We start from the raw sequence: 20,440 nt of genomic DNA, 5'->3' as shown, positions 1-20,440 counted from the left end.
CTCCCGCTTTTCCCGATGCATGATCCCGGAATGGCTATGCGCCATTGAGGATCATACTCTCCTCGCGCCCCTCTTTGAGACCATCATGCCGCATCGGCAGGAACCTGATGCTTCTCCTCCGCTATTTCATAGGTCTTCAGCTTCTCGGCGATCCGCGCCATGACCTTGCGGGCCGCCGCCTCCTTGACCGGTCCGAAGCCTCTGATTTCATCAAACAACGACAGGATGGCAAGGGCCTCCGTTTCATTACCCGCGCGCAGGCCGTTGAGAACGCGGCCGGCAATCGCCTCGTATTCGCCGATCAACCGACGTTCCAGCCGGCGCTCCCGCATATAGCCGAAGGGATCGAAGACCGTACCGCGCAACCGCTTCATCGGCGCGAGCCTGCGTAGCAGCGGCAATATCCAGGGGCCGAATTCCCGCTTCTTCGGTCGGCCGTTCGGATCCTTGCCGGCCAGCATCGGCGGCGCGAGATTGAAGGCCAGCTTGAAATCGCCTTCCATCTCGTCGCGTAAATGCGCCTCGAAGGCCGGATCGGTCAGCAGCCGCGCCACCTCATATTCGTCCTTATAGGCCAGCACCCGCGCATAGGTCGTGGCGACGGCGAAGGGCACCTTGTCCGAAAGCCGTTCCCTGGCAGCCGCGGCGATTGCACGCTGGACGAACGCGCCATAGCGATCGGCAAGTGCGGCGTTCTGATAGGCAGTCAGATGCCCCTTGCGGTGGGCAATCAACTCGTCGAGGCTCATCTCTGCAAGTGTCTTGTCGGCATCCGGCTCCGTCATCATCTCCTTTACGGCCTGCGGATCATGCGCCAGCAGACGGCCCCAGTGGAAGGCCGAGAGGCTGGCTTTCACGGCGACGCCGTTGAGCTCGATCGCCTTCTCGATGGCTTCCAGCGACAGCGGCAGCAAGCCGCGCTGCCAGGCAAAGCCAGTGAGAAGAATATTGGTCGACATGGCATCACCGGTGACCTCGCTTGCCACATGACCAAAATCGAGGAAGACGGATTTGTCACTGACGGTCTTGGCGATGGTGTGCTGAATCGAGCCGATCTTGAAATCGAAATCGCGGTTGCGAACGAAATCAGCGACCGGCATGAGGCCGGTATTGACGATGGCCGTCGTGCGGTTCGAGGCACACAGCGTAATCGCATCCTTGGACGCGCCGACCACTTCGTCGGCAGCGAGCAGCAGGTCGGCGCCGCCGTTGACGATGCGCGACGAGGTGACGTCGGCTTCGCTATAACCAATGCGCAGATGGCTCATCACCGCGCCGCCCTTCTGCGCGAGACCGGCCATGTCGAGGATCATCGGCACCTTGCCGTCGAGATGAGCCGCCATGCCGAGGATGGCACCGATCGTCAGGATACCGGTACCGCCGACGCCGGCGATCGCGATGTTCCAGGGATGCTCGCCGATCACCGGGACCTCCGGCATCGGCACCTTGGCATCCGCGTGTTCCAGCGCCTTGCGTTTGCGGCGCTTGCCGCCATGGACGGTCACGAAAGACGGGCAGAAGCCTTTGACGCAGGAGAAGTCCTTGTTGCAGCTCGATTGGTTGATCTGCCGTTTGCGGCCGAACTCCGTCTCTAGCGGCTCGACCGAGATGCAGTTGGATTGCACCGAGCAATCGCCGCAGCCTTCGCAGACAGCCGGATTGATGAAGACGCGCTTGGCCGGGTCCTCCATCAGGCCACGGCTCCGGCGGCGGCGTTTTTCCGCCGCGCAGGTCTGGACATAGACGATCGCCGAGCAGCCTTCGGTTTCGCGCAGCGTCAGCATCACCTGATCGATATTATCGCGATGCAGCACCTTGACGCCGGGAGCCAGGTCCGATGCTGCATAGGCCGAAGGATTTTCCGCGAGCAGATAGATCGGCGAAACGCCCTCGCCATGCAACTGACGGGTCAGGAGTTGAGGCGTCAGATAACCGTCGATCGGCTGACCGCCGGTCATGGCAACGGCGTCGTTGTAGAGCAGCTTGTAGGTAACATTGACCTTGGCGGCGACCGATTGGCGGATGGCGAGAATGCCGGAATGGAAATAGGTGCCGTCACCGAGGTTGACGAACATGTGCTTCTCGTCGGTGTAACGGGCAATTGCCGTCCAGGGCACGCCCTCGCCACCCATCTGCGTGAAGGTCTGGGTGTTTCGGTCCATCCAGGTGACCATGTAGTGGCAGCCGATGCCCGCCATGGCGCGACTGCCTTCCGGCACGCGGGTGGATGTGTTGTGCGGGCAGCCGGAACAGAAGAACGGCGTACGCTGCAAGGGCGCGACATGCGTGCGGCTGATCTGGCCGCGTTCGGCAAGATAGGCGAGCTTGGCGGCGATCTGGTCGTGCAGCGAAGGATCGAGATCCAGCTTGACGATGCGCCCGGCAATAGCCCGTGCCACCGCACCAACCGTCAGCGCCGCCGACAGGCTGAGATAGGGCTTGTCGTGCTCATCGAACTTGCCGACGATGCGCGGACGGACATCGGCGCGCCAATTGAAGAGCTGCTGCTTGATCTGATTTTCGATGATCTCGCGCCGCTCCTCGACAACCAGCACCTCGTCCAACCCTTCGGAAAAATGCCGGACCGCTTCCGGCTCCAACGGCCACGGCATACGGACTTTCAAAATACGCAGGCCGATTGCGGCCATTTCCTTCGGGCCGATTTCGAGTTCGCGCAGCGCCTGCAGTACGTCTTCATACGCCTTGCCGGAGGAGATGATGCCGAAGCGGGCATTGGGCACATCATGGGTGATTTCATCGACGCGATTGGCGCGGGCAAAGGCGATAGCGGCATAGGCCTTGTAGGTCTGCAGACGATCGTCCTGCATCAGCGGCGTATCGGGCCAACGCAGGTTCAGGCCGCCGGGCGGCAGATCGAAATCGGTCGGCAGCACGAATTGCCGCTTCTCGCCTGAGAGATCGACCGCGGCTGTCGTCTCAATCGTGTCGGCAATGAATTTCATGCCCACCCAGCAGCCGGAATAGCGCGACATGGCGATGCCGAGCAGGCCATATTCGAGGAATTCGTGGATCGAGGATGGATAGATGACCGGGATGACCGCCGACATGAAATCATGGTCGGTCTGGTGCGGGATCGTGGAGGATTTGGCGGAATGATCGTCGCCCGCGAAACAGAGGACGCCGCCATGTTTCGACGTGCCGGCGGCATTGCCATGTTTCAGCACATCACCGGAGCGGTCGACGCCAGGACCCTTGCCGTACCATATGCCGAGCACGCCATCCTTGCGCACGCCGGGGGACAGACCGACTTGTTGCGTGCCCCAGATGGCGGTGGCCGCAAGGTCTTCGTTGATGCCGGGCTGGAAGGTGACGTCATGCGCGTCGAGATAGGTCTTGGCTTTCAGAAGCTGCTGATCGTAGCCGCCGAGCGGCGACCCGCGATAGCCGGATATGAAGGCTGCGGTGTTGAGGCCGGCGGCGCGGTCGCGGCGCATCTGGGTCATCGGTAGACGCACGAGGGTCTGCAGTCCGGTCATGAAGACGCGGCCTTCATCTGCTGTATATTTGTCGTCAAGCGATACGCTCGTCGCTAGCATCTGCTCTCCTCCCGAGATCGCAGTCACCGATTGCGTAAAATATCCTCGCCGAATGCCTCCTACCGCACTGGCGAAAATCCAGTCTAACAGTAGCATGCGCCATTGCTAATTTCCGAACGAAGGCAGTGCGCGGCCGGCATGATTCGCAAAGATTGAAGGGCTTTACGGATATTTTCGTGCTTGATCCCTGCGCACTCATCAAAAGCTTTCATTGCAGATATAAACCCGCGCCTCTTCCGTTTACCGAACGCCGCCAATAACCTCGCTTCGACTCGATTTTCGGAGACCGACTATGCTGACAATTTACGGCGTCTATCGCTCACGCGCATCGCGCAACTACTGGATGGCGGAGGAGCTTGGCATTCCCTTTCAATCCGTGCCCGTGATCCGGGCCAGCCGGCTCGGTAATCCCTTAAACCCAGAAGCGCCGGTCAATACGATGTCGGCGGAATTCTTGGCCGTCAATCCGATGGGCATGATCCCCGCCATCAAGGACGGCGATCTCGTCATGCATGAATCGCTCGCCATCAATCTCTATCTCGCCCGCAAGTATGGCGGACCGCTGTCGGGGCAGACGGTGGAGGAAGAGGGTCTGCTCGGCATGTGGACCATGTGGGCGGCAACGGAGGTAGAGCCTCATTCCGTGGCCCTCGTGCGCATATATGACCGCGCACAGGAGAACACCGATGCAGGCAAGGCTGGAATCGCGGTTGCCTGCCGGTCGCTGAAGCGGCCACTCGGCGTGCTGGAAAAGCACCTGACGAACCGGGAATACCTCCTGGGCGATCGCTTCACCGTCGCCGATCTCAATCTCGCAGAGGTGCTGCGCTATGCGCAGACCGAACAGGCTTTGTTCGATAGCCATCCGAACGTAAAGATTTGGATCGAGCGCTGCCAGTCGCGAGCCGCCTATAAGGCAATGCAGGCAACACGCGGCAAGGAGCCGATCTGAGGCCGCTCAACGGAAGAGCTGCATGCTCTCATCCATCTCTTCTCTGATCCAGCTCTTGAAGGCGGTGACTTTTTTCGCCTCGCGCACGCCTTCCGCCGTGATGAAATAGTGGCCGATACCGGTTTTGGCGCGGATACCGAAGGGATCCACGAGGCACTTCTGTTGCAACGCATAGGCGGCCAGCGTTTGCCAGGCAAGCATTACGCCCTGGCCCGACATGGCGGCATCGAGGCAGAGCGACGCATCGTTGAAGATATGTCGCTCTTCCATGCATTTGCCGGAGAGGCCTGCCTCCTTGAGCCAGACATCCCAGGTGAACATGGCATGCCCGTCAATGACGGCGGGCACATTTAACAGATCCGCAGGCTGCTTGAGTTTGGCGGCGATCTGCGGTGTGACGACCGGAAAGATTTCCTGCGCCAATAGCAGTTCGGATTTCACGCCCGGCCAGTGCCCATTGCCGACCCGGATGCCGATATCGACATCCGATGTTGCCGGATTGACGAGTTGCGTGGTGGCGTCGATGCGGAGCCTGATATCCGGATGGCGCTTGGCGAAGCGATCAAGCCGATGCACCAGCCAGCGGGCGGCGAGGACCGGCGCAACCGAGATGGTGAGGATATTGTCGTCGCGATGCTGTGCGGCGGTGACCGCCGCCGAGAGCGCCTGAAAGCCTTCGCCGAGCCGCGCCAGAACCGAGATACCCGCCTCCGTCACCGTCATCCCTTTCGGCGTGCGCTCGAAAACCGGTCGCCCCAATTGCGCCTCGGCCTTGATCACCTGCTGGCTGACGGCGCCGATGGTCACGCCAAGCTCATCGGCGGCCGCCTGCAACGACCCGAGCCGTCCCACGGCCTCTAGCGCCCGGAGACCATTCAGATGAACGCTGTTGAGATTCTTCATATAGAATATCTATATCAGCATGCCGGCATTCTCAATTGAAAAGCTGCCCGATGCGCGCGATCATCGCGGCATAAAACCCGAACCGCCACCGTCCCGCCGACTAACCGCCTCAGGGCGCATCATCGCGGAAGAACGAGGAGGCATGGCATGTCGATACTGAAGCTTTTCTTGAATCATCTGCTGCACGACGACAGCGAGCGGCAGGACGACCCGTTGCAGCATCCGGCTCTGGCGGCCATGTCGCTGGAGGAACTGGCCGATCTGCCGTTGACGCCGGAGAATTTGGGGCGGAAGGCGGAGGGGCAAGATCTGAGATTGAAAGAATGCGTATAATGCAGGAACAAGTCATCTCACGGCGCTGAACGATCCCAACCAGCTCTTCGGCGCCCGCCTCCGATCATGTATGTTTCCTCAACGATATCCGATCGGAACGGGATAGCGCAGTATGGCTATAGGCATCGATATTGACGCGATCTTCCAGCGCCTCCAACGCGCTGTAGCGGAAGCCCGCCTACCCGAGGTCGAGATCAGCACCCACTATGGTATGCCGGCGCTGAAGGTGGGCGGCAAGGCTTTCGTTTCCATCAAGAATGACGAGACGATCGTGCTGGCGGTGCCGATCGACCGCAAGGAGCAGCTAATCGAGATGGCGCCGGAGATCTATTTCCAGACGGATCACTATGTCGGCTGGCCGTCGCTGCCATTGCGCATCGCCGCCATCGGCGACGACGAACTGCAACTGCGGCTGATCGAGGCCTGGCGGTTTCGGGCACCAAAGAAATTGCGGGCTGCTTTCGTCGCCGAGTGATCAAACCCGCTCGGCGGCGATGGCCCTTTGCACGGCCGGGCGCTCCAGCATACGCGCGTGATGGGCGCTGACCTTCTCAAAGCTGGCCCGATCGACGCCATCGCCCGGCAACCAACTTGCCAGCGTGAAGAGATAGCCGTCGGCGACGGTGTACTGCTCGCCCATCACCCACGGCCCTTCCAGCATCTTCTCCTCGATCAGCGCGAAACACTCGCCCATGTTTTGCGGCACCTTGGCCTTCATCGCTTCGATTGCCGCGGCATCGTCGGTCCAGCGATAGCCGCGCCCTTTGTGAGCGTGGTTTACATGGACGGTCGAGGCGAGATAGCTGTTGAAGGCCTGCATGCGGGCAAAATCGAAGGGATCGTCGAGTGGCGCCAACCGGGCAGCCGGCGCGATCTGGGCAACATAGGCAAGGATCGCCACGTTTTCCGTGACGACGCCCTTGTCGGTCACCAGAGCCGGAACACGTCCCTTGGGATTGATTGCCAGATAATCCGGCGAACGCTGCTCTCCAACGGCAAAATTGAGGCGCCGCGCCTCGTAGGCGAGGCCCGACTCCTCGAGTGCTATAAGGCTGGCGAGCGCACAACTACCCGGTGAGAAATACAAATTCAGCATATCCGTTTCCTCCTCGATTTCACTCGACGTTAGCTGCGACCGTGGCAATACGGAAGTGGCCAGCACTGATATCGATCATGAAAGCTTTTGATGGATGCCGTCTGCGCATCGCCCTTGTGGGAGGCACGCCGCCAGTCCGTTAGCCGCAGCCCGGCACATCCTCCAGCCGATACCAGACCGGGATACCGCGTTCGCCGGCGATGCGCACGTCATTGTCGGCTCCCTTGGACTCGCCTGGGAGCCTGAGAACGCCCTCGCACAATTGCAGCAGCCGACCAGCGGTCGGGTGGAATATTTCTTCATAGAGATCGTCGCCGATACTTTTGCCGCCCGCAGCGTGCCAGACCGGCAAGGCGACCCATTCGCCGATCATAGGCACATGCCCCGCCTTGAACAGTGCATAGGACGGCTCCTCCAGCCGCTTGAGATTCTCGGCCATCTTCCGTGGATCGTCTCCGGTTCCCGAACGATATGGCCCAGCAATCAAGATCAACATGTCATATCTCCTCTTTTCCCGCACCATGCAGGAATTTGCACGAATATGCGCTAAATTTCTTGATTGTCGACTCATTTCTGATAAATTCACGTCATTCCATGAATTATCGTGCGGAATCAGGCATGCTTACAGTCCAGCGAAAGACTCTCATTCTCGATATCCTGCGCCGCGACGGCCAGGTAATTGCCAAGACAATTGCCGATGATTTGGGTCTGTCCGAAGACACGATCCGCAGGGACCTGAGGGAAATGGCGGCGGAAAAGCTGCTGAAGCGCGTGCATGGCGGCGCGTTGCCGCTCACACCGGAATTGCCGGATTTCTCAACGCGACGGGGCGTGTCGCCGGATGCGAAGCGGCAGCTCGGCGCCTATGCGGCGAGGATGGTCCGACCAGGACGGACGGTGTTTCTCGATGGTGGAACGACGACGGCGGAAATCGCCCGCCATCTTCCCCGGAATTTTGCCTTCACCGTCGTCACGCATAGCCCGACGATCGCGGGCGAGCTGGAACATCATCCGACAGCCGACGTGATCCTGATCGGCGGCAAACTCTACAAACACTCAATGGTGGCGACGGGCGCGGCGGCGATTGCGGCAATCTCACTGGTGCGCCCGGACATTTTCTTCCTCGGTGTCACCGCTATTCACCCCGTTCACGGCCTTTCTACCGGCGATTTCGAGGAGGCCGCCATCAAACGGCATATCGCGCAATGCTCGGCGGAAACCTATGTGATGGTGACCCAGGAGAAATTGGATGCCGCCTCTCCCTGCCATATCCTGCCCATCACGGCGGTTTCGGGCATGGTCGTGCCGTCAGATATCAGTGAGGCGAGCCTGGCGCCCTATCGCAGCGCACAGGTTCCGATTTTCACCGTCGGCGACTGACGCAGATGCGCTATGCACATCCAAGTTGGAGTCTTCTACCGGCGTTTTATGCCGCCAGTGCGGCCGCGGCTCTGATGTCGCCGACATGGATGCCGTTCCAGTTGCTGAGCGCCCTATTGGCCATTCCCATCAGACCGGCATGGACGTCACTGTCTTTTTCAAAGAAGCGGGCGAGCGCGGCTGCAACCATGGTTTCTGCTGCGCGGGCACTGCCATCATCGCATTTGACCGCAATCGCGACGCCCTGTTCAGGAATTGCTGCACAGAATACGCCTTCGGCGCCGGTCTTGGCGAAGATGCGGCTGGGGGCGACCTGCATCAGCTTGGTGCAGGCGCGGCCGGTGCCGGCAACATAGAAGGGTTCAGCCATGCAGGCTTCGAACAGGCGGCGCGAGGCCTTGGCGCGCAGCGGCTCCAGGCCGTTGCCCGTCGCCATCTTGGCGAAGCCATGCGCCAAGCTTCTGAGCGGCACGGCGTAGTTCGGGATCGAGCAGCCGTCGGTGCCGCAATTGTCGTAACCAAGCGGCGTTCCCGTCAGGCTTTGCATCGTCTCGCGGATCTGCCGCTGCAGCGGATGGTCGTAGCCGACATAGCCTTTGGGATCGATATGTTGATGGCAGCAGGCGCAGATGAAGCCGGAGTGTTTACCCGAGCAGTTGTTGTGCAGCGCCGACGGCTTTCCGACCGTGCGCGCCTGGTGGATGATCGCCTTCTGCTCGAAAGACCAATGTGCGCCGCATTCCAGCGCGCTGACGTCCCGCCCGGCGCGGGCGAGCATGGAGGCAGCCAGCGCCACATGCGCGTCTTCGCCGCTATGCGAGGAGCAGGCCAGCGCCAATTCCGTGTTGCCAAAGCCATAGGCATCCGCCGCACCGCTTTCTACCAGTGGCAAAGCCTGCATCGCCTTGCAGGCAGAACGCGGAAACACACCACTCTCAATGTCGCCGAGCGACAGCACCAACGTCCCATCGCCATCGACGACGGCAACCGAACCGCGATGACGGCTCTCGACGAGATTTCCACGGGTGATTTCGACGCAGACGGGATTGGACATGATCGGAAGCGCTCTTTGATTTGCGGTATACGCTACTGATAGCCGCTGCGCAGAGGATTGCCAACCGGCTCAGGAATCGATGACCGTTGGCCGCCACCTCCTTCATATCATCTGGGTTCAATACCGATAGCTTTGTGTATTATAATTGACAGTGAAATTCTGTGTATTATAGTACACAAATGATCGAAATCCGTCAGACCGCTGAGTTCGCTGAGTGGCTTGGCAAAATCAAAGATATCAACGCGGTTGCTCGTATCCAGGTGAGGATTCGTCGCCTCTCGCTTGGAAATCCCGGCGATGTAAAGCCTGTCGGCGAAGGCATCAGCGAACTTCGCATCGATTACGGCCCGGGATATCGGCTTTACTATCATAAACGCGGCCAGGAACTCGTTCTGCTCCTATGCGGTGGCGACAAGAGCACTCAGAACGCCGATATTGCAAAGGCTAAAGCACTCGCGAAGGAGGCTTGATCATGGCACTCGAAACCAAACCTTGGGATCCGACGGAACATCTGGACAGTCCTGAAGCCATTGCAGCCTATGTCGAAGCGGCATTCGAGGACGGCGACCCTGCACTTATTGCCGCAGTCATCGGTGACGTCGCCCGTGCCCGCGGCATGACGCAGCTCGCAAAGGAAGCCGGGGTCAGCCGCGAAACGATCTACAAGGCCTTCAGCGAAGGCGGTAATCCGACACTGGAAACGCTATCAGGCGTCATTCGCGCTCTCGGTTTGAAATTGACTGTACGGGCAGCATAGCCGTTTCACTTCAGAGCGCTCGAATCCGGTAGGCACAGCGCCGCGCGCCGAGGAGGATGTGCTCTTCCCGCTCCACGCTTGCCCCAAGTGTCGCACGGAAGGTCTCGAGTTCCGAGCGGCAGAAGCCGACGCATGCGGTCGCGGCAGCGCAGATGGGACAATGGTTCTCCACCAGCACCAGCGAACCGTCCTCTTCCGGCCAATAATCCGCCATATAGCCCTCGCGCGTGCGGATGGCCGCAAGCATCGCGACGCGCGATGGTAGATCGGCGGAGACGTCGATCTCGCTGCGGTAGCGCTTTAAGGTCTCCGCCTCGCGGGCGGAAATGACCGCATCGACCGCACCCTGCCCCAACTGCTTGGCCATGGTCGTCAGCAGTGTCGCGGTCAGATCGGCATGGCCGTCTGGAAACTGGCGGCTGCCGGCGGCCGTCAGGTGCCAGAACTGCCGCGGCCGGCCCCTGCCGGATGCTGATTCCGTCACTGGCTCGACCAAGCCCTCCTCTCCCATCTTCGTCAGTTGCTGGCGTGCCGCTTCCGACGATATGCCGAGCGCATTACCGATCGTCGATGCGAGCTGTGGGCCGTCGGTTTTCAACAGGATCGAGATACGATTGACGGGCGATTGGCGCATTTTTCCAAGTTTTTTCTTGTTTTAATTTCGAGACTGTGTGATTTTCCAATTTATAACTTGGAAAATAATTATTCGCTAGGGAAAATGCCGAGGATCATCCGATGTCGAGCATCCAAAATGCAGATTCATCCCGCTCTACCTCTCTCTTCACCCTCTTCTCACCTGAGTTTCTGGCACCAACCCTGATGCTCGGCGGCGGCGTCGCCCTCTATGCCGTCGAATCCTATATCACTGCGACGATCGCGCCTTCCGTCGTTCGCGATATCGGCGGCCTGGAGCTGTTTTCCTGGATGACGACGCTTTTCGTCGCCGCCGGCGTGCTCGGCTCGATCACCGTTGCGACACGGCCGAGAGGCATAGGCCTGCGCGCGGTCTATGTCGCTGCGGCGCTGATATTCGGAGTGGGAAACCTGATCTGCGCCGCCGCGCCGGCGATGCCTGTCGTGCTGGCCGGACGCGCCGTACAAGGCTTCGGCGTCGGCATGCTCGCGGCCCTCGCCTATGCCTTTGTCCGCTTCGTCTACCCCGAGCCGCTGTGGCGCAAGGCCTCCACACTCTATGCCGCACTATGGGGCGTGGCGACGGTGCTTGGGCCAACGCTCGGCGGATTGTTTTCCGCCGGCAGCGCATGGCGCGAAGCCTTCATTATCCTCGTACCGGTGGCAGGCATCATGGCTTTTTCGGCGCGATGGCTGCTGCCGCGCGTCGAGGACGACCGCGCGGAGGGAAAACCGCCATTGATCCAGATCGCGCTTCTGCTCACCGCGGTCCTGCTGATGAGCCTTGCCGGCACGAGCGATCACGGATCGACGAAGATCCTGCTGATCGGCCTCGCTGTCACCTTCATCGCGGCGATGCTGGTCCTCGAGCGCAAGAGCAAAACGAGGCTCCTGCCGAAGGACGCCGTCATGCTCGCAAGGCCGATCTCCCGGCTTTATCTGATGATGTTCGCGATGATGATGGTACTGACAAGCGACATCTATATCCCTTACTTCCTGCAGAGCATGCACGGTGTCGCGCCGCTGGCGTCAGGCTATCTCGTCGCGCTCGTGGCGCTCGGCTGGACCGCGGCCGCCTTCATCAGCGCCTCGTTTTCGGGGAAGCAAGCCGCCCGTGCCATCATCGTCGGCAGCGTGCTCGAAACCGCCGCCACCGCTTCACTGATCGCCTTTGTAGCCCGAGACAATCCGACTGGAGAGCTCGTTTGGCTTGCTCCCACCGTTGTCGCCATGTTTCTGATGGGTTTCGGCGTCGGTCTTGGCTGGGCGCATCTGATCGCAGGGATCATCCGCCTTGTCGGCGGTGCCGAGCAGGACAAGGCTTCGGCGGCCATTTCGATGGTGCAGTCGCTCGGCGGCGCGTTCGGCGCTTCGCTGGCGGGCGTGATCGTCAACAGCGCCGGACTTGCCGACCCCGGCGGCATCGCCGGTAGCGTGTCTGCCGCCACCTGGCTTTATGCGTCTATGGCGCTGCCGGGCCTCGTTGCCGTCACCGTCTCGTTCACCCTCATCAGGCCAGCTTCAGCATGATCTTGCCGATGTGATTGCTGGTCTCCATCAGCTTGTGCGCCTCGACGACGTCTTCGAAGGCAAAGGTTCGGTAAATGACGGGCGCGACGGTCCCTTCATCAAGCAGCGGCCAGACCTGGGAGTGGAGATCGTCGCGGATGGCGCGCTTTTCTTCCGCCGTGCGCGGGCGCATGGTCGAACCGGTGACCGTCAGGCGCTTGACCATGATTGGCTGCAGATTGGCCTTCTCGACCACCGCGCCGCCAAGGAAGGCGATGATCGACAGGCAGCCATCCTTGGCGAGGCAAGCCAGATTCTTCTCGAAATAGGCAGCGCCGATCATGTCGAGGATGGCATCGACCCCATGGCCGGTTTCCGCCTTGATGACCTCGGCAAAGTCTTCCTCTTTATAGTTGATGGCCCGCTTCGCGCCGAGCTTCTCGCAGGCTTCGCATTTCTCCTTCGAGCCGGCGGTGGCGTAGACCGTGGCGCCGAAAGCGTGCGCGAGCTGGATCGCCGTCGTGCCGATTCCGCTGGAGCCGCCGTGGATCAGGACGCTTTCGCCTTCGGTAAGGCCGACCATCTGGAAAAGATTGGCCCAGACGGTGAAGAACGTCTCGGGCAGCGCCGCCGCGCGAACGGCGTCGTAGCCATTTGGAAAGCGCAACGCCTGGCCGGCCGGGAGAACGCAATATTCGGCATAGGCGCCGCCATTGGCGAGGCCGCATACCTTGTTGCCGATGGCGAATTCCGTGACGCCACGTGCGACATCGACGACTTCGCCGGCGATTTCCAGGCCAAGGATAGGGCTTGCGTCCTTCGGCGGCGGATAAATGCCCTGGCGCTGGGCAACATCCGGCCTGTTGACGCCGGCCGCCTCGACGCGAACGAGGATCTCGCCGTCCTTGAGCACCGGCAGAGGCCTGCGGGCAATCGTCATGACCTCGGGAGCACCGAAGGATGGCAAATCCACAAAACGCATTTCAGACGGCAAGTGCATGGCTCGTTCTCCTCTCCCAGCAAAGCAGTGGAGATAGTTTAGCGCATGCTGCCTGAAAAGAAGCCGGTATGGGAGGGCGTCAATTCGTCTCGCCCAGACTCAAATATGCCACGCCGATTTTGTCTTCCTTCGCCTTTGCCTTGATGCCGGCAATCGAGGTGCTGACGCGGCTGATATCATCGATGACCAGCCCTTCGGGCAATGCCAGGATGCCTATGGAGCAACGCATTAGCGGGAACAACGCCTCCGCGCCGCTGCGGTCGTGCCCGCGGATGCGGCCGGCGGCGCGGTCTTCCGCCGAATAGAATTCCAGGACGTCGGCGTGGAAATCGGTAAGCAGCCGATCCAGAACCTCGCGCAGTTCGTCAACATTCCAACCCGTCACGCCGATGAAGAAATCGTCGCCGCCGACATGGCCCAGGAAATGGCGCTCGGCGAAAAAGTAGCGCCGCATCAGCGCCGCAAACAGCGAAATGGCATGGTCGCCGAGATGGAAGCCGTAGGCATCGTTGAACGGCTTGAAATTGTCGAAATCGCAATAGCAGAAGTGCCTGATCTCGTCGCCGTCGCGACCGGCATTCTGCATGAAATTATGAATGGCGCGATTGCCCGGCAGGCCGGTCAGCGGATTCTGATCCTGGGCAATTTTGAGCTGCTTCTCATTGATGACCTTGATCAGCGACGCGGCCGAGACAATGCCGGCATAATGCGTACCCTCGGTGACGATCAGGCAGTTGCTGCTTTCCATATTGGCAAAGATCGTCATCAGGGTATCGGCGTCGGAATCCAGACCGACGATCGGTGCCATCTCGACGAAATGCGAGATCGAACGTTCATAGACTTTGTTCTTCAGCAGGTCGCGGCCGAAGGGCTGATAGATATATTCCTTGAGCCGGTATTCGTGAATGATGCCGCGCGGCTCGCCGTTGGCATTGACGACCGGAAAATAGGCTCGCCGTGGATTTCGGCGGAAGAGTTCGAAAACGCTGTCGATGCTGTCATTCTCGCGGATGGTCGGCAACACTTCGATCTGTTTGCGGATGAGAATTTCGTCCAGCGATTGGCTGTTGCGGACCATTTTGCCGAGATCCTGTAGATGCGGGAAGCTGGGTTTCAGCTCGTTGATCAGCGTCGTCGGCCGGGCAATGAACCAGCCCTGGACGAGATCGACACCGAATTCGCGGCAAACCAGGAACTCCGCTTCGGTCTCGATGCCTTCGGCGATGACGCGCGTGCCAAGGACATGTGCGATATGGACGAGGTTTCTGAGAATGTGACGCTTGCGGGCGTTGCGATCGATATTGGCGACGAAGTGCCGATCGATCTTGAGATAGTCGACGGGATAGTCCGATAACAGCTTCATCTCGCCGTGACCGACCCCGAAATCGTCGATCGCAAGCTTGAAGCCGGCGTCGCGCATTTTGGCGACCAGATCGCAAAATTCCGGCACGCTGGTATTGTCGAAGCGCTCGGAGAATTCGAAGCAGACAGAGGACGGCGCGATGCCGGCCTTCTTCATGTGCTGCAGCAAACCGTCGACCAGCATTTCGCCCTGCGGGATCAGCCGGACATCGAGATTGAGGAAGAGGGTTGCGGTTCTGGCATTGGCAAGGGTCGCAAATTTCGCCAGTGCCCGGCTCGTCACCATCTGTTCCAGGCCCAGGAGCTGGCCGGTGCGCTCGGCCTCGTCAAGGATTTCGATCGGGCTGTCGAAGCCGATGCGCTCCTGCCCGCGCATCAAGGATTCATAGCCGAAAACCGCGCCTGTGCCTGTCTCGACGATCGGCTGGAAAGCATTTTCGATAACGAGCTTGGCGAGCGTAACAATCTGGTCACTAGCATACCGGCGCAATGCACCCGGCTCGATGGCGGCAGTCAGGGACATGCCCCTCTCCACTTAAGAATTTTAGATCTAAGTTTTGCGTAAAACTTTGGATTTCGTCGGATTTTCGGCTCAAGATGCGTCACAACGGTCAACGAAACCTTTCCCCCATATGAAAGTTTCGTGAATGGTAAAAGGGTGTTAACCCATGGCCAAGCCGCCTCGATCCAGGGGCGGCCGGTCATCTCCTGGCGGATGTTGTGGTTCTCCGCTCAGTTATGCCGGCGTCGTTCCGCCTCGTAATCAGCGAACATGTCGGCAACGCAGCGGCTGCTCTTCGCGACGCTATCGGGATCATTGGCTGCGTGGGGCACATCGCAGATCTCGCCACGCTTGCGCGCCGCATCCCACATGCGCAGAGCCTCGCGCACGACCTCGCTACTCGAAGCATACGTTCCGGTGTCAACAGCCGCGCGGATGCCGGCAGCCTGAAGCGGAGAGATGGAAACCGTTACCATCGGCATGATATTTCTCCCTTTTTAGTTCTTTAGAAAAACTCTTTGCTGGAGATATATTCCAATGCATATTGTCGGAGCTTCGAAGGCACATCTCAATAGATATGCATGCTCAGATAACTGCGCCTGCCGTAACGTCAGCTAAGCGCCACTCCGCTCCTCCACGGAAGCCTTCAAAGAGTAACGCCGCTCACACTTCTTGTCAAAAGTAGTAGTTCGTTACCCTCTCGTCACCCGCCGCTACTGCCTAAGAGCGAAGCCGAAGGCCATCAACGTCCAACCTTGAAATATAAGGTCGACCGCGAGGAACAGGCCGAGAACCCAGAGGCTGTTGAGCGGCCAGCCAACAGCGATGGCAATGCCGGCGAGTGCCGTCACCACCCCGCCGATGACAATCCATATCCAACCCGGTTCCGGCTTCACCTTGCGGCCGACCCAAACGCGAAAGGTGCCGGCTATGAGCAACGCGACGGCAAGAAACAGCGTCAGCGCTTCGGAGGCGAGCAAGGGATTGGCGAAGGCAAGAAGACCAGCGAGCGTATAGAGCAGGCCGCTGAGCACCCAGAACAGAATATGCTCCCATCCTCGGACCTGAAAGGCGTGCGCCAGGTGAATGACGCCTCCGATCAGCATCAGCATGCCGACGTAATAGACCGATACGACAGTCGCGATGAAAAGATTGCCAAATGCGATCCCGCCGCAAATGAGCAGAAACACACCCAGCGCAACGAACCATCCCCATTTGCCGCGCACAGCGGATGGCGGAACTTCCTCCAGAACATTGACCATGACTGCACCTCCTCGTTCCCGGGGGTATGATACAGGATGTATCTCGGAAAGCAGCAGATTCTGTTGTCGGTCAAATCGGCTCTAATTTTTTGTTGATTGATCAGTCAATCAAAAATATAATCACCGCCAGCTCAGGGGTGATATATGCCGAAAGTCGGGATGGAACCGGTGCGCCGCAAGGCGCTTGTGGATGCGGCGATGCGCGTGATCGGCGATCACGGCTCGCTGACCGTCACCATGTCCGAAATCGCCAAGCAGGCAGGAGTATCTCCCGCCCTCGCCCATCACTATTTCGGCAGCAAAGAACAGCTTTTGATCGAGACCGTCAGGAGTCACTTACAGCGCCTGCGCGACAGCGTGGTGACAGCGCTGAGCTCGGCAAAGACGCCCCGAGACAAACTGTCCGCCATCATCCGCGTCAGTTTCCAGGCCGATCAATTCGCGCCGGAGACGATTGCCGCCTGGCTCGCCTTCTATGCCGAGGCTCAGCGTTCCGAGGAGACGCGCCGCTTCCTCGTCATCTACGCAAGGCGGCTGCGCTCCAACCTGCTTGCCAACCTCAAGGCGCTGTGTTCGGGCGAAGACGCAGAACGCATCGCCGAGGGCGCTGCTGCGATGATCGATGGTCTCTATATCCGTCAAAGTCTGAGATCGGCGCCGATCAGCATCGAAGCGTCGATTGCGCTTACCGAAGATTACATCAACGCTCTGCTTGCGCCGCTTTCCCAAAAGGCCGCCCTTCAAAAGGACCGATAAAATGACCCTCAAAGCCCAGCCGAAAGCCTCGCATTTCATCGATGGGGAATATGTCGAGGACACCGACGGCACCGCCATTGAAAGCATCTATCCCGCGACCGGTGAAGTTATTGCCCGGCTACATGCGGCAACTCCCGCCATCGTCGAAAAAGCGATCGCCAGCGCCAAACGCGCGCAGCCGGAATGGGCGGCGATGAGCCCGACGGCGCGTGGTCGCATCCTGAAACGCGCCGCCGAGATCATGCGCGAGCGCAACCGCGAGCTTTCCGAACTGGAAACGCTCGACACCGGCAAGCCGATCCAGGAGACGATCGTCGCGGACCCGACCTCGGGCGCCGACAGTTTCGAATTCTTCGGCGGCGTGGCCGCTGCCGGCCTCAACGGTTCCTACATCCCGCTCGGCGGCGATTTCGCCTATACCAAGCGTGTGCCGCTCGGCGTCTGCGTCGGCATCGGCGCCTGGAACTATCCGCAGCAGATCGCCTGCTGGAAGGGCGCGCCGGCGCTGGTCGCCGGCAACGCCATGGTGTTCAAGCCCTCCGAAAACACGCCGCTCGGCGCGCTGAAGATTGCCGAGATCCTGATTGAGGCCGGCCTGCCGAAGGGGCTCTATAACGTTATCCAGGGCGACCGCGAAACCGGGCCTCTACTGATCAACCATCCCGACGTTGCCAAGGTGTCGCTGACAGGCTCCGTGCCGACCGGCCGCAAGGTCGCCGCATCGGCTGCGGGAAGCCTGAAGCACGTCACCATGGAGCTCGGTGGCAAGTCGCCTCTGATCGTCTTTGACGACGCCGATCTCGACAGCGCCATCGGCGGGGCCATGCTCGGCAATTTCTATTCGACCGGCCAGGTCTGCTCGAACGGCACGCGCGTCTTCGTCAGCCGGAAGATCAAGTCCGAATTCCTGAAGCGCCTGAAGGCCCGCACCGAGGCCATGGTGATCGGCGACCCCATGGACGAGGCAACGCAAATCGGCCCGATGGTGTCCTGGGCGCAGCGCGAGAAGGTGCTGTCCTATATCGAGAAGGGCAAGGCGGAAGGCGCGACGCTGGTCGCCGGCGGCGGCATTCCCAACAATGTCGCCGGCGAAGGCTATTACGTACAGCCGACCGTTTTCGCAGATGTCACCGACGACATGACGATCGCCCGCGAAGAGATTTTCGGCCCGGTGATGTGCGTGCTGGATTTCGATGACGAGGCAGAGGTGATCGCTCGCGCCAACGCCACCGAATTCGGCCTTTCCGGCGGCGTCTTTACCGCCGATCTCACTCGCGCGCACCGCATCGTCGACCAGCTCGAAGCCGGCACGCTATGGATCAACACCTACAACCTTGCCCCGGTGGAAATCCCCTTCGGCGGCTCCAAGCAATCCGGCTTCGGCCGCGAAAACTCGCTGGCGGCGCTGGAGCATTATTCCGAGCTGAAGACGGTCTATGTCGGCATGGGGCCGGTGCAGGCGCCTTATTAACGCAACATCGCGGCTCAACCCCGCCCTTCGAGGCCGCCTGCGGCGGCACCTTAGGGTGAGGTCGAGAACAACCAATCGCAAACGCAGACGATGATCCGCCTCGTCCTGAGGTGCTCGCCAAAGGCGAGCCTCGAAGGATCGGGGCGGCCACACGGAGACAAAAATGCAGGCAGATTTCGTCATCATCGGCTCAGGTTCCGCCGGCTCCGCCATGGCCTATCGGCTGTCGGAAGACGGTAAGCATTCGGTCATCGTATTGGAATTTGGCGGCAGCGATGTTGGACCCTTCATCCAGATGCCGGCGGCGCTTGCCTGGCCGATGAGCATGAGCCGCTACAATTGGGGTTATCTCTCCGAGCCGGAGCCGCAGCTCAACAACCGGCGCATCACGGCGCCGCGCGGCAAGGTCATTGGTGGCTCGTCCTCGATCAACGGCATGGTCTATGTCCGCGGTCACGCGGAGGATTTCAACCGCTGGGAGGAGCTTGGCGCTAATGGCTGGGCCTATGCCGATGTGCTCCCCTATTTCAAGCGGATGGAACATTCGCATGGCGGCGAAGAGGGCTGGCGCGGGACCGACGGCCCCTTGCATGTGCGGCGCGGCGATGCCCGCAATCCGCTGTTCCATGCCTTCATCGAAGCCGGCAAGCAGGCGGGCTTCGAGGCGACCGAAGATTATAACGGCGGCAAGCAGGAAGGCTTCGGCCTGATGGAACAGACCACCTGGGCCGGCCGGCGCTGGTCGGCGGCGACCGCCTATCTGAAGCCGGCGCTGAAGCGGCCGAATGTCCAACTGATCCGTTGCCTCGCCCGCAGGGTGGTGATCGAAAACGGCCGTGCGACAGGCGTCGAAATCGAACGCAGTGGCAAGATCGAGATCGTCAAGGCGAACCGCGAGGTCATCGTCTCGGCCTCCTCCTTCAACTCACCGAAGCTGCTGATGCTCTCCGGCATCGGCCCTGCGGCGCATCTACAGGAGATGGGCATCGAGGTGAAAGTGAACCGGCCGGGCGTCGGCGCCAATCTGCAGGACCACATGGAATTCTATTTCCAGCAGACCAGCCTGAAGCCGGTTTCGCTCTATTCCTGGCTGCCCTGGTACATGCAGGGCATCGCCGGCGCGCAGTGGATGTTCTTCAAATCCGGCCTCGGCACTTCCAACCAGTTCGAAGCCTGTGCCTTCGTGCGATCTGCGCCGGGGGTCAAGCAGCCCGATATCCAATATCACTTCCTGCCGGTCGCCATCAGCTATGACGGCAAGGCGGCGGCGAAGAGCCACGGATTCCAGGCGCATGTCGGCTATAACCTGTCGAAATCGCGGGGTGCCGTGACGTTGCGCTCCTCTGACCCCAAGGCCGATCCCGTCATCCGCTTCAACTATATGAGCCATCCGGAGGATTGGGAAAAATTCCGCCATTGCGTGCGCCTCACACGCGAAATCTTCGGGCAAGAGGCCTTCAACGAATATCGCGGCCCGGAAATCCAGCCAGGCCCAGACGTCCAGACCGATGACCAGATCGACGCCTTTTTGCGCCACCATCTGGAGAGCGCCTATCACCCTTGCGGCACCTGCAAGATGGGCTCGAAGGACGACCCCATGGCCGTGGTCGACCCGGACACCCGCGTCATCGGCGTCGATGGCCTGCGCGTCGCCGACAGCTCGATCTTTCCGCACATCACCTACGGCAATCTCAACGGTCCTTCGATCATGACCGGCGAAAAAGCTGCCGACCATATTCTCGGCAAGCCAAGGCTGGCGCGATCGAATCAGGAGCCGTGGATCAACCCGCGATGGGCGGTGAGCGATCGGTAACCGTCGATGGGCTTCAGTGATAATCCTCTTCCCGCTGATGCCGGACGGCAAGGACGGTCACCGTCGTGTCAGTCAATGCGGGTCTGAGGTGAACGACCGT

Annotated in this window: 20 protein-coding genes; 10 read left to right on the top strand and 10 right to left on the bottom strand. The window is 60.3% G+C overall.

Annotation, left to right across the window (positions count from 1 at the left end):
• Positions 1–83 precede the first annotated feature (83 nt).
• Positions 84–3,557, bottom strand: a complete 3,474-nt coding sequence (locus N2601_RS02945) for an indolepyruvate ferredoxin oxidoreductase family protein (protein WP_104822364.1) — start codon at positions 3,555–3,557, stop codon at positions 84–86.
• A gap of 292 nt (positions 3,558–3,849) precedes the next feature.
• Between N2601_RS02945 and N2601_RS02940 the strand changes: the two genes are divergently transcribed.
• On the top strand, positions 3,850–4,509 hold the full coding sequence (locus N2601_RS02940; RefSeq protein WP_260303406.1) for a glutathione S-transferase family protein: 660 nt from the start codon (positions 3,850–3,852) through the stop codon (positions 4,507–4,509).
• A 6-nt stretch (positions 4,510–4,515) separates the two neighbouring features.
• Here the strand turns inward: N2601_RS02940 and N2601_RS02935 are convergent, their stop codons facing one another.
• Entirely contained in the window at positions 4,516–5,412 is an 897-nt protein-coding gene (locus N2601_RS02935) for a LysR substrate-binding domain-containing protein (RefSeq protein WP_104822362.1), read from the bottom strand.
• Positions 5,413–5,559: 147 nt separating this feature from the next.
• Here N2601_RS02935 and N2601_RS02930 point away from each other — a divergent pair, with 147 nt between their 5' ends.
• Positions 5,560–5,745, top strand: coding sequence for a hypothetical protein (locus N2601_RS02930; RefSeq protein ID WP_104822361.1), 186 nt, complete (start codon positions 5,560–5,562; stop codon positions 5,743–5,745).
• 112 nt (positions 5,746–5,857) lie between these two features.
• Positions 5,858–6,220, top strand: coding sequence for an MmcQ/YjbR family DNA-binding protein (locus N2601_RS02925; protein WP_445944981.1), 363 nt, complete (start codon positions 5,858–5,860; stop codon positions 6,218–6,220).
• On the opposite strand, the gene N2601_RS02920 is transcribed toward N2601_RS02925, so the two are convergent.
• Together N2601_RS02920 and N2601_RS02915 are read right to left on the bottom strand one after the other, a co-directional pair.
• Complete coding sequence (locus N2601_RS02920; protein ID WP_104822360.1) at positions 6,221–6,841, bottom strand: glutathione S-transferase family protein; 621 nt, start codon at positions 6,839–6,841, stop codon at positions 6,221–6,223.
• Positions 6,842–6,980: 139 nt separating this feature from the next.
• Positions 6,981–7,337, bottom strand: a complete 357-nt coding sequence (locus N2601_RS02915; protein WP_104822359.1) for a DUF4406 domain-containing protein — start codon at positions 7,335–7,337, stop codon at positions 6,981–6,983.
• Positions 7,338–7,459: 122 nt separating this feature from the next.
• Between N2601_RS02915 and N2601_RS02910 the strand changes: the two genes are divergently transcribed.
• Positions 7,460–8,221: a DeoR/GlpR family DNA-binding transcription regulator gene (locus tag N2601_RS02910; RefSeq protein ID WP_104825017.1), complete on the top strand. Its 762-nt coding sequence runs from the start codon at positions 7,460–7,462 to the stop codon at positions 8,219–8,221.
• 46 nt (positions 8,222–8,267) lie between these two features.
• Here the strand turns inward: N2601_RS02910 and N2601_RS02905 are convergent, their stop codons facing one another.
• Positions 8,268–9,275, bottom strand: coding sequence for an asparaginase (locus N2601_RS02905; RefSeq protein WP_104822358.1), 1,008 nt, complete (start codon positions 9,273–9,275; stop codon positions 8,268–8,270).
• Positions 9,276–9,454: 179 nt separating this feature from the next.
• Between N2601_RS02905 and N2601_RS02900 the strand changes: the two genes are divergently transcribed.
• Together N2601_RS02900 and N2601_RS02895 are read left to right on the top strand one after the other, a co-directional pair.
• Positions 9,455–9,745: a type II toxin-antitoxin system RelE/ParE family toxin gene (locus N2601_RS02900; protein WP_104822357.1), complete on the top strand. Its 291-nt coding sequence runs from the start codon at positions 9,455–9,457 to the stop codon at positions 9,743–9,745.
• 2 nt (positions 9,746–9,747) lie between these two features.
• Positions 9,748–10,032 carry an addiction module antidote protein gene (locus N2601_RS02895; protein ID WP_104822356.1) on the top strand — a complete coding sequence of 95 codons (285 nt, stop codon included), beginning with the start codon at positions 9,748–9,750 and terminating at the stop codon, positions 10,030–10,032.
• A 10-nt stretch (positions 10,033–10,042) separates the two neighbouring features.
• Here N2601_RS02895 and N2601_RS02890 read toward each other — a convergent pair whose 3' ends face one another.
• Positions 10,043–10,666, bottom strand: a complete 624-nt coding sequence (locus tag N2601_RS02890; protein WP_104822355.1) for a helix-turn-helix transcriptional regulator — start codon at positions 10,664–10,666, stop codon at positions 10,043–10,045.
• 101 nt (positions 10,667–10,767) lie between these two features.
• Here N2601_RS02890 and N2601_RS02885 point away from each other — a divergent pair, with 101 nt between their 5' ends.
• Entirely contained in the window at positions 10,768–12,195 is a 1,428-nt protein-coding gene (locus N2601_RS02885) for an MFS transporter (protein ID WP_104822354.1), read from the top strand.
• Here the strand turns inward: N2601_RS02885 and N2601_RS02880 are convergent.
• The 4 genes from N2601_RS02880 to N2601_RS02865 all read right to left on the bottom strand — a co-directional run bounded on the left by N2601_RS02880 (position 12,176) and on the right by N2601_RS02865 (position 16,300).
• Positions 12,176–13,174 (bottom strand): NAD(P)H-quinone oxidoreductase, encoded by a 999-nt coding sequence (locus N2601_RS02880; protein ID WP_104822353.1) that lies wholly within the window; start codon positions 13,172–13,174, stop codon positions 12,176–12,178. The genes N2601_RS02885 and N2601_RS02880 overlap by 20 nt on opposite strands.
• A 79-nt stretch (positions 13,175–13,253) precedes the next feature.
• Positions 13,254–15,059 carry a GGDEF domain-containing protein gene (locus N2601_RS02875; RefSeq protein ID WP_104822352.1) on the bottom strand — a complete coding sequence of 602 codons (1,806 nt, stop codon included), beginning with the start codon at positions 15,057–15,059 and terminating at the stop codon, positions 13,254–13,256.
• A 209-nt stretch (positions 15,060–15,268) separates the two neighbouring features.
• A complete protein-coding gene (locus N2601_RS02870; protein WP_104822351.1) occupies positions 15,269–15,520 on the bottom strand; it encodes a ribbon-helix-helix domain-containing protein in 252 nt (83 codons plus the stop codon).
• Between the two features lie 231 nt (positions 15,521–15,751).
• On the bottom strand, positions 15,752–16,300 hold the full coding sequence (locus N2601_RS02865) for an HdeD family acid-resistance protein (protein ID WP_104822350.1): 549 nt from the start codon (positions 16,298–16,300) through the stop codon (positions 15,752–15,754).
• Positions 16,301–16,444: 144 nt separating this feature from the next.
• On the opposite strand from N2601_RS02865, the gene betI reads away from it, so the two are divergent.
• The 3 genes from betI to betA all read left to right on the top strand — a co-directional run bounded on the left by betI (position 16,445) and on the right by betA (position 20,340).
• Positions 16,445–17,056 carry a transcriptional regulator BetI gene (gene betI / locus N2601_RS02860; protein WP_104822349.1) on the top strand — a complete coding sequence of 204 codons (612 nt, stop codon included), beginning with the start codon at positions 16,445–16,447 and terminating at the stop codon, positions 17,054–17,056.
• Position 17,057: 1 nt separating this feature from the next.
• Positions 17,058–18,527, top strand: a complete 1,470-nt coding sequence (gene betB / locus N2601_RS02855; protein WP_104822348.1) for a betaine-aldehyde dehydrogenase — start codon at positions 17,058–17,060, stop codon at positions 18,525–18,527.
• Positions 18,528–18,690: 163 nt separating this feature from the next.
• Positions 18,691–20,340 carry a choline dehydrogenase gene (betA, locus tag N2601_RS02850; protein ID WP_104822347.1) on the top strand — a complete coding sequence of 550 codons (1,650 nt, stop codon included), beginning with the start codon at positions 18,691–18,693 and terminating at the stop codon, positions 20,338–20,340.
• Positions 20,341–20,440 lie beyond the last annotated feature (100 nt).

Source organism: Rhizobium sp. CB3060 (assembly GCF_025200735.1).
GTDB lineage: Bacteria > Pseudomonadota > Alphaproteobacteria > Rhizobiales > Rhizobiaceae > Rhizobium.
The sequence above is the reverse complement of the archived record's forward strand: the minus strand, read 5'-3'. Positions and strand labels throughout refer to the sequence as shown.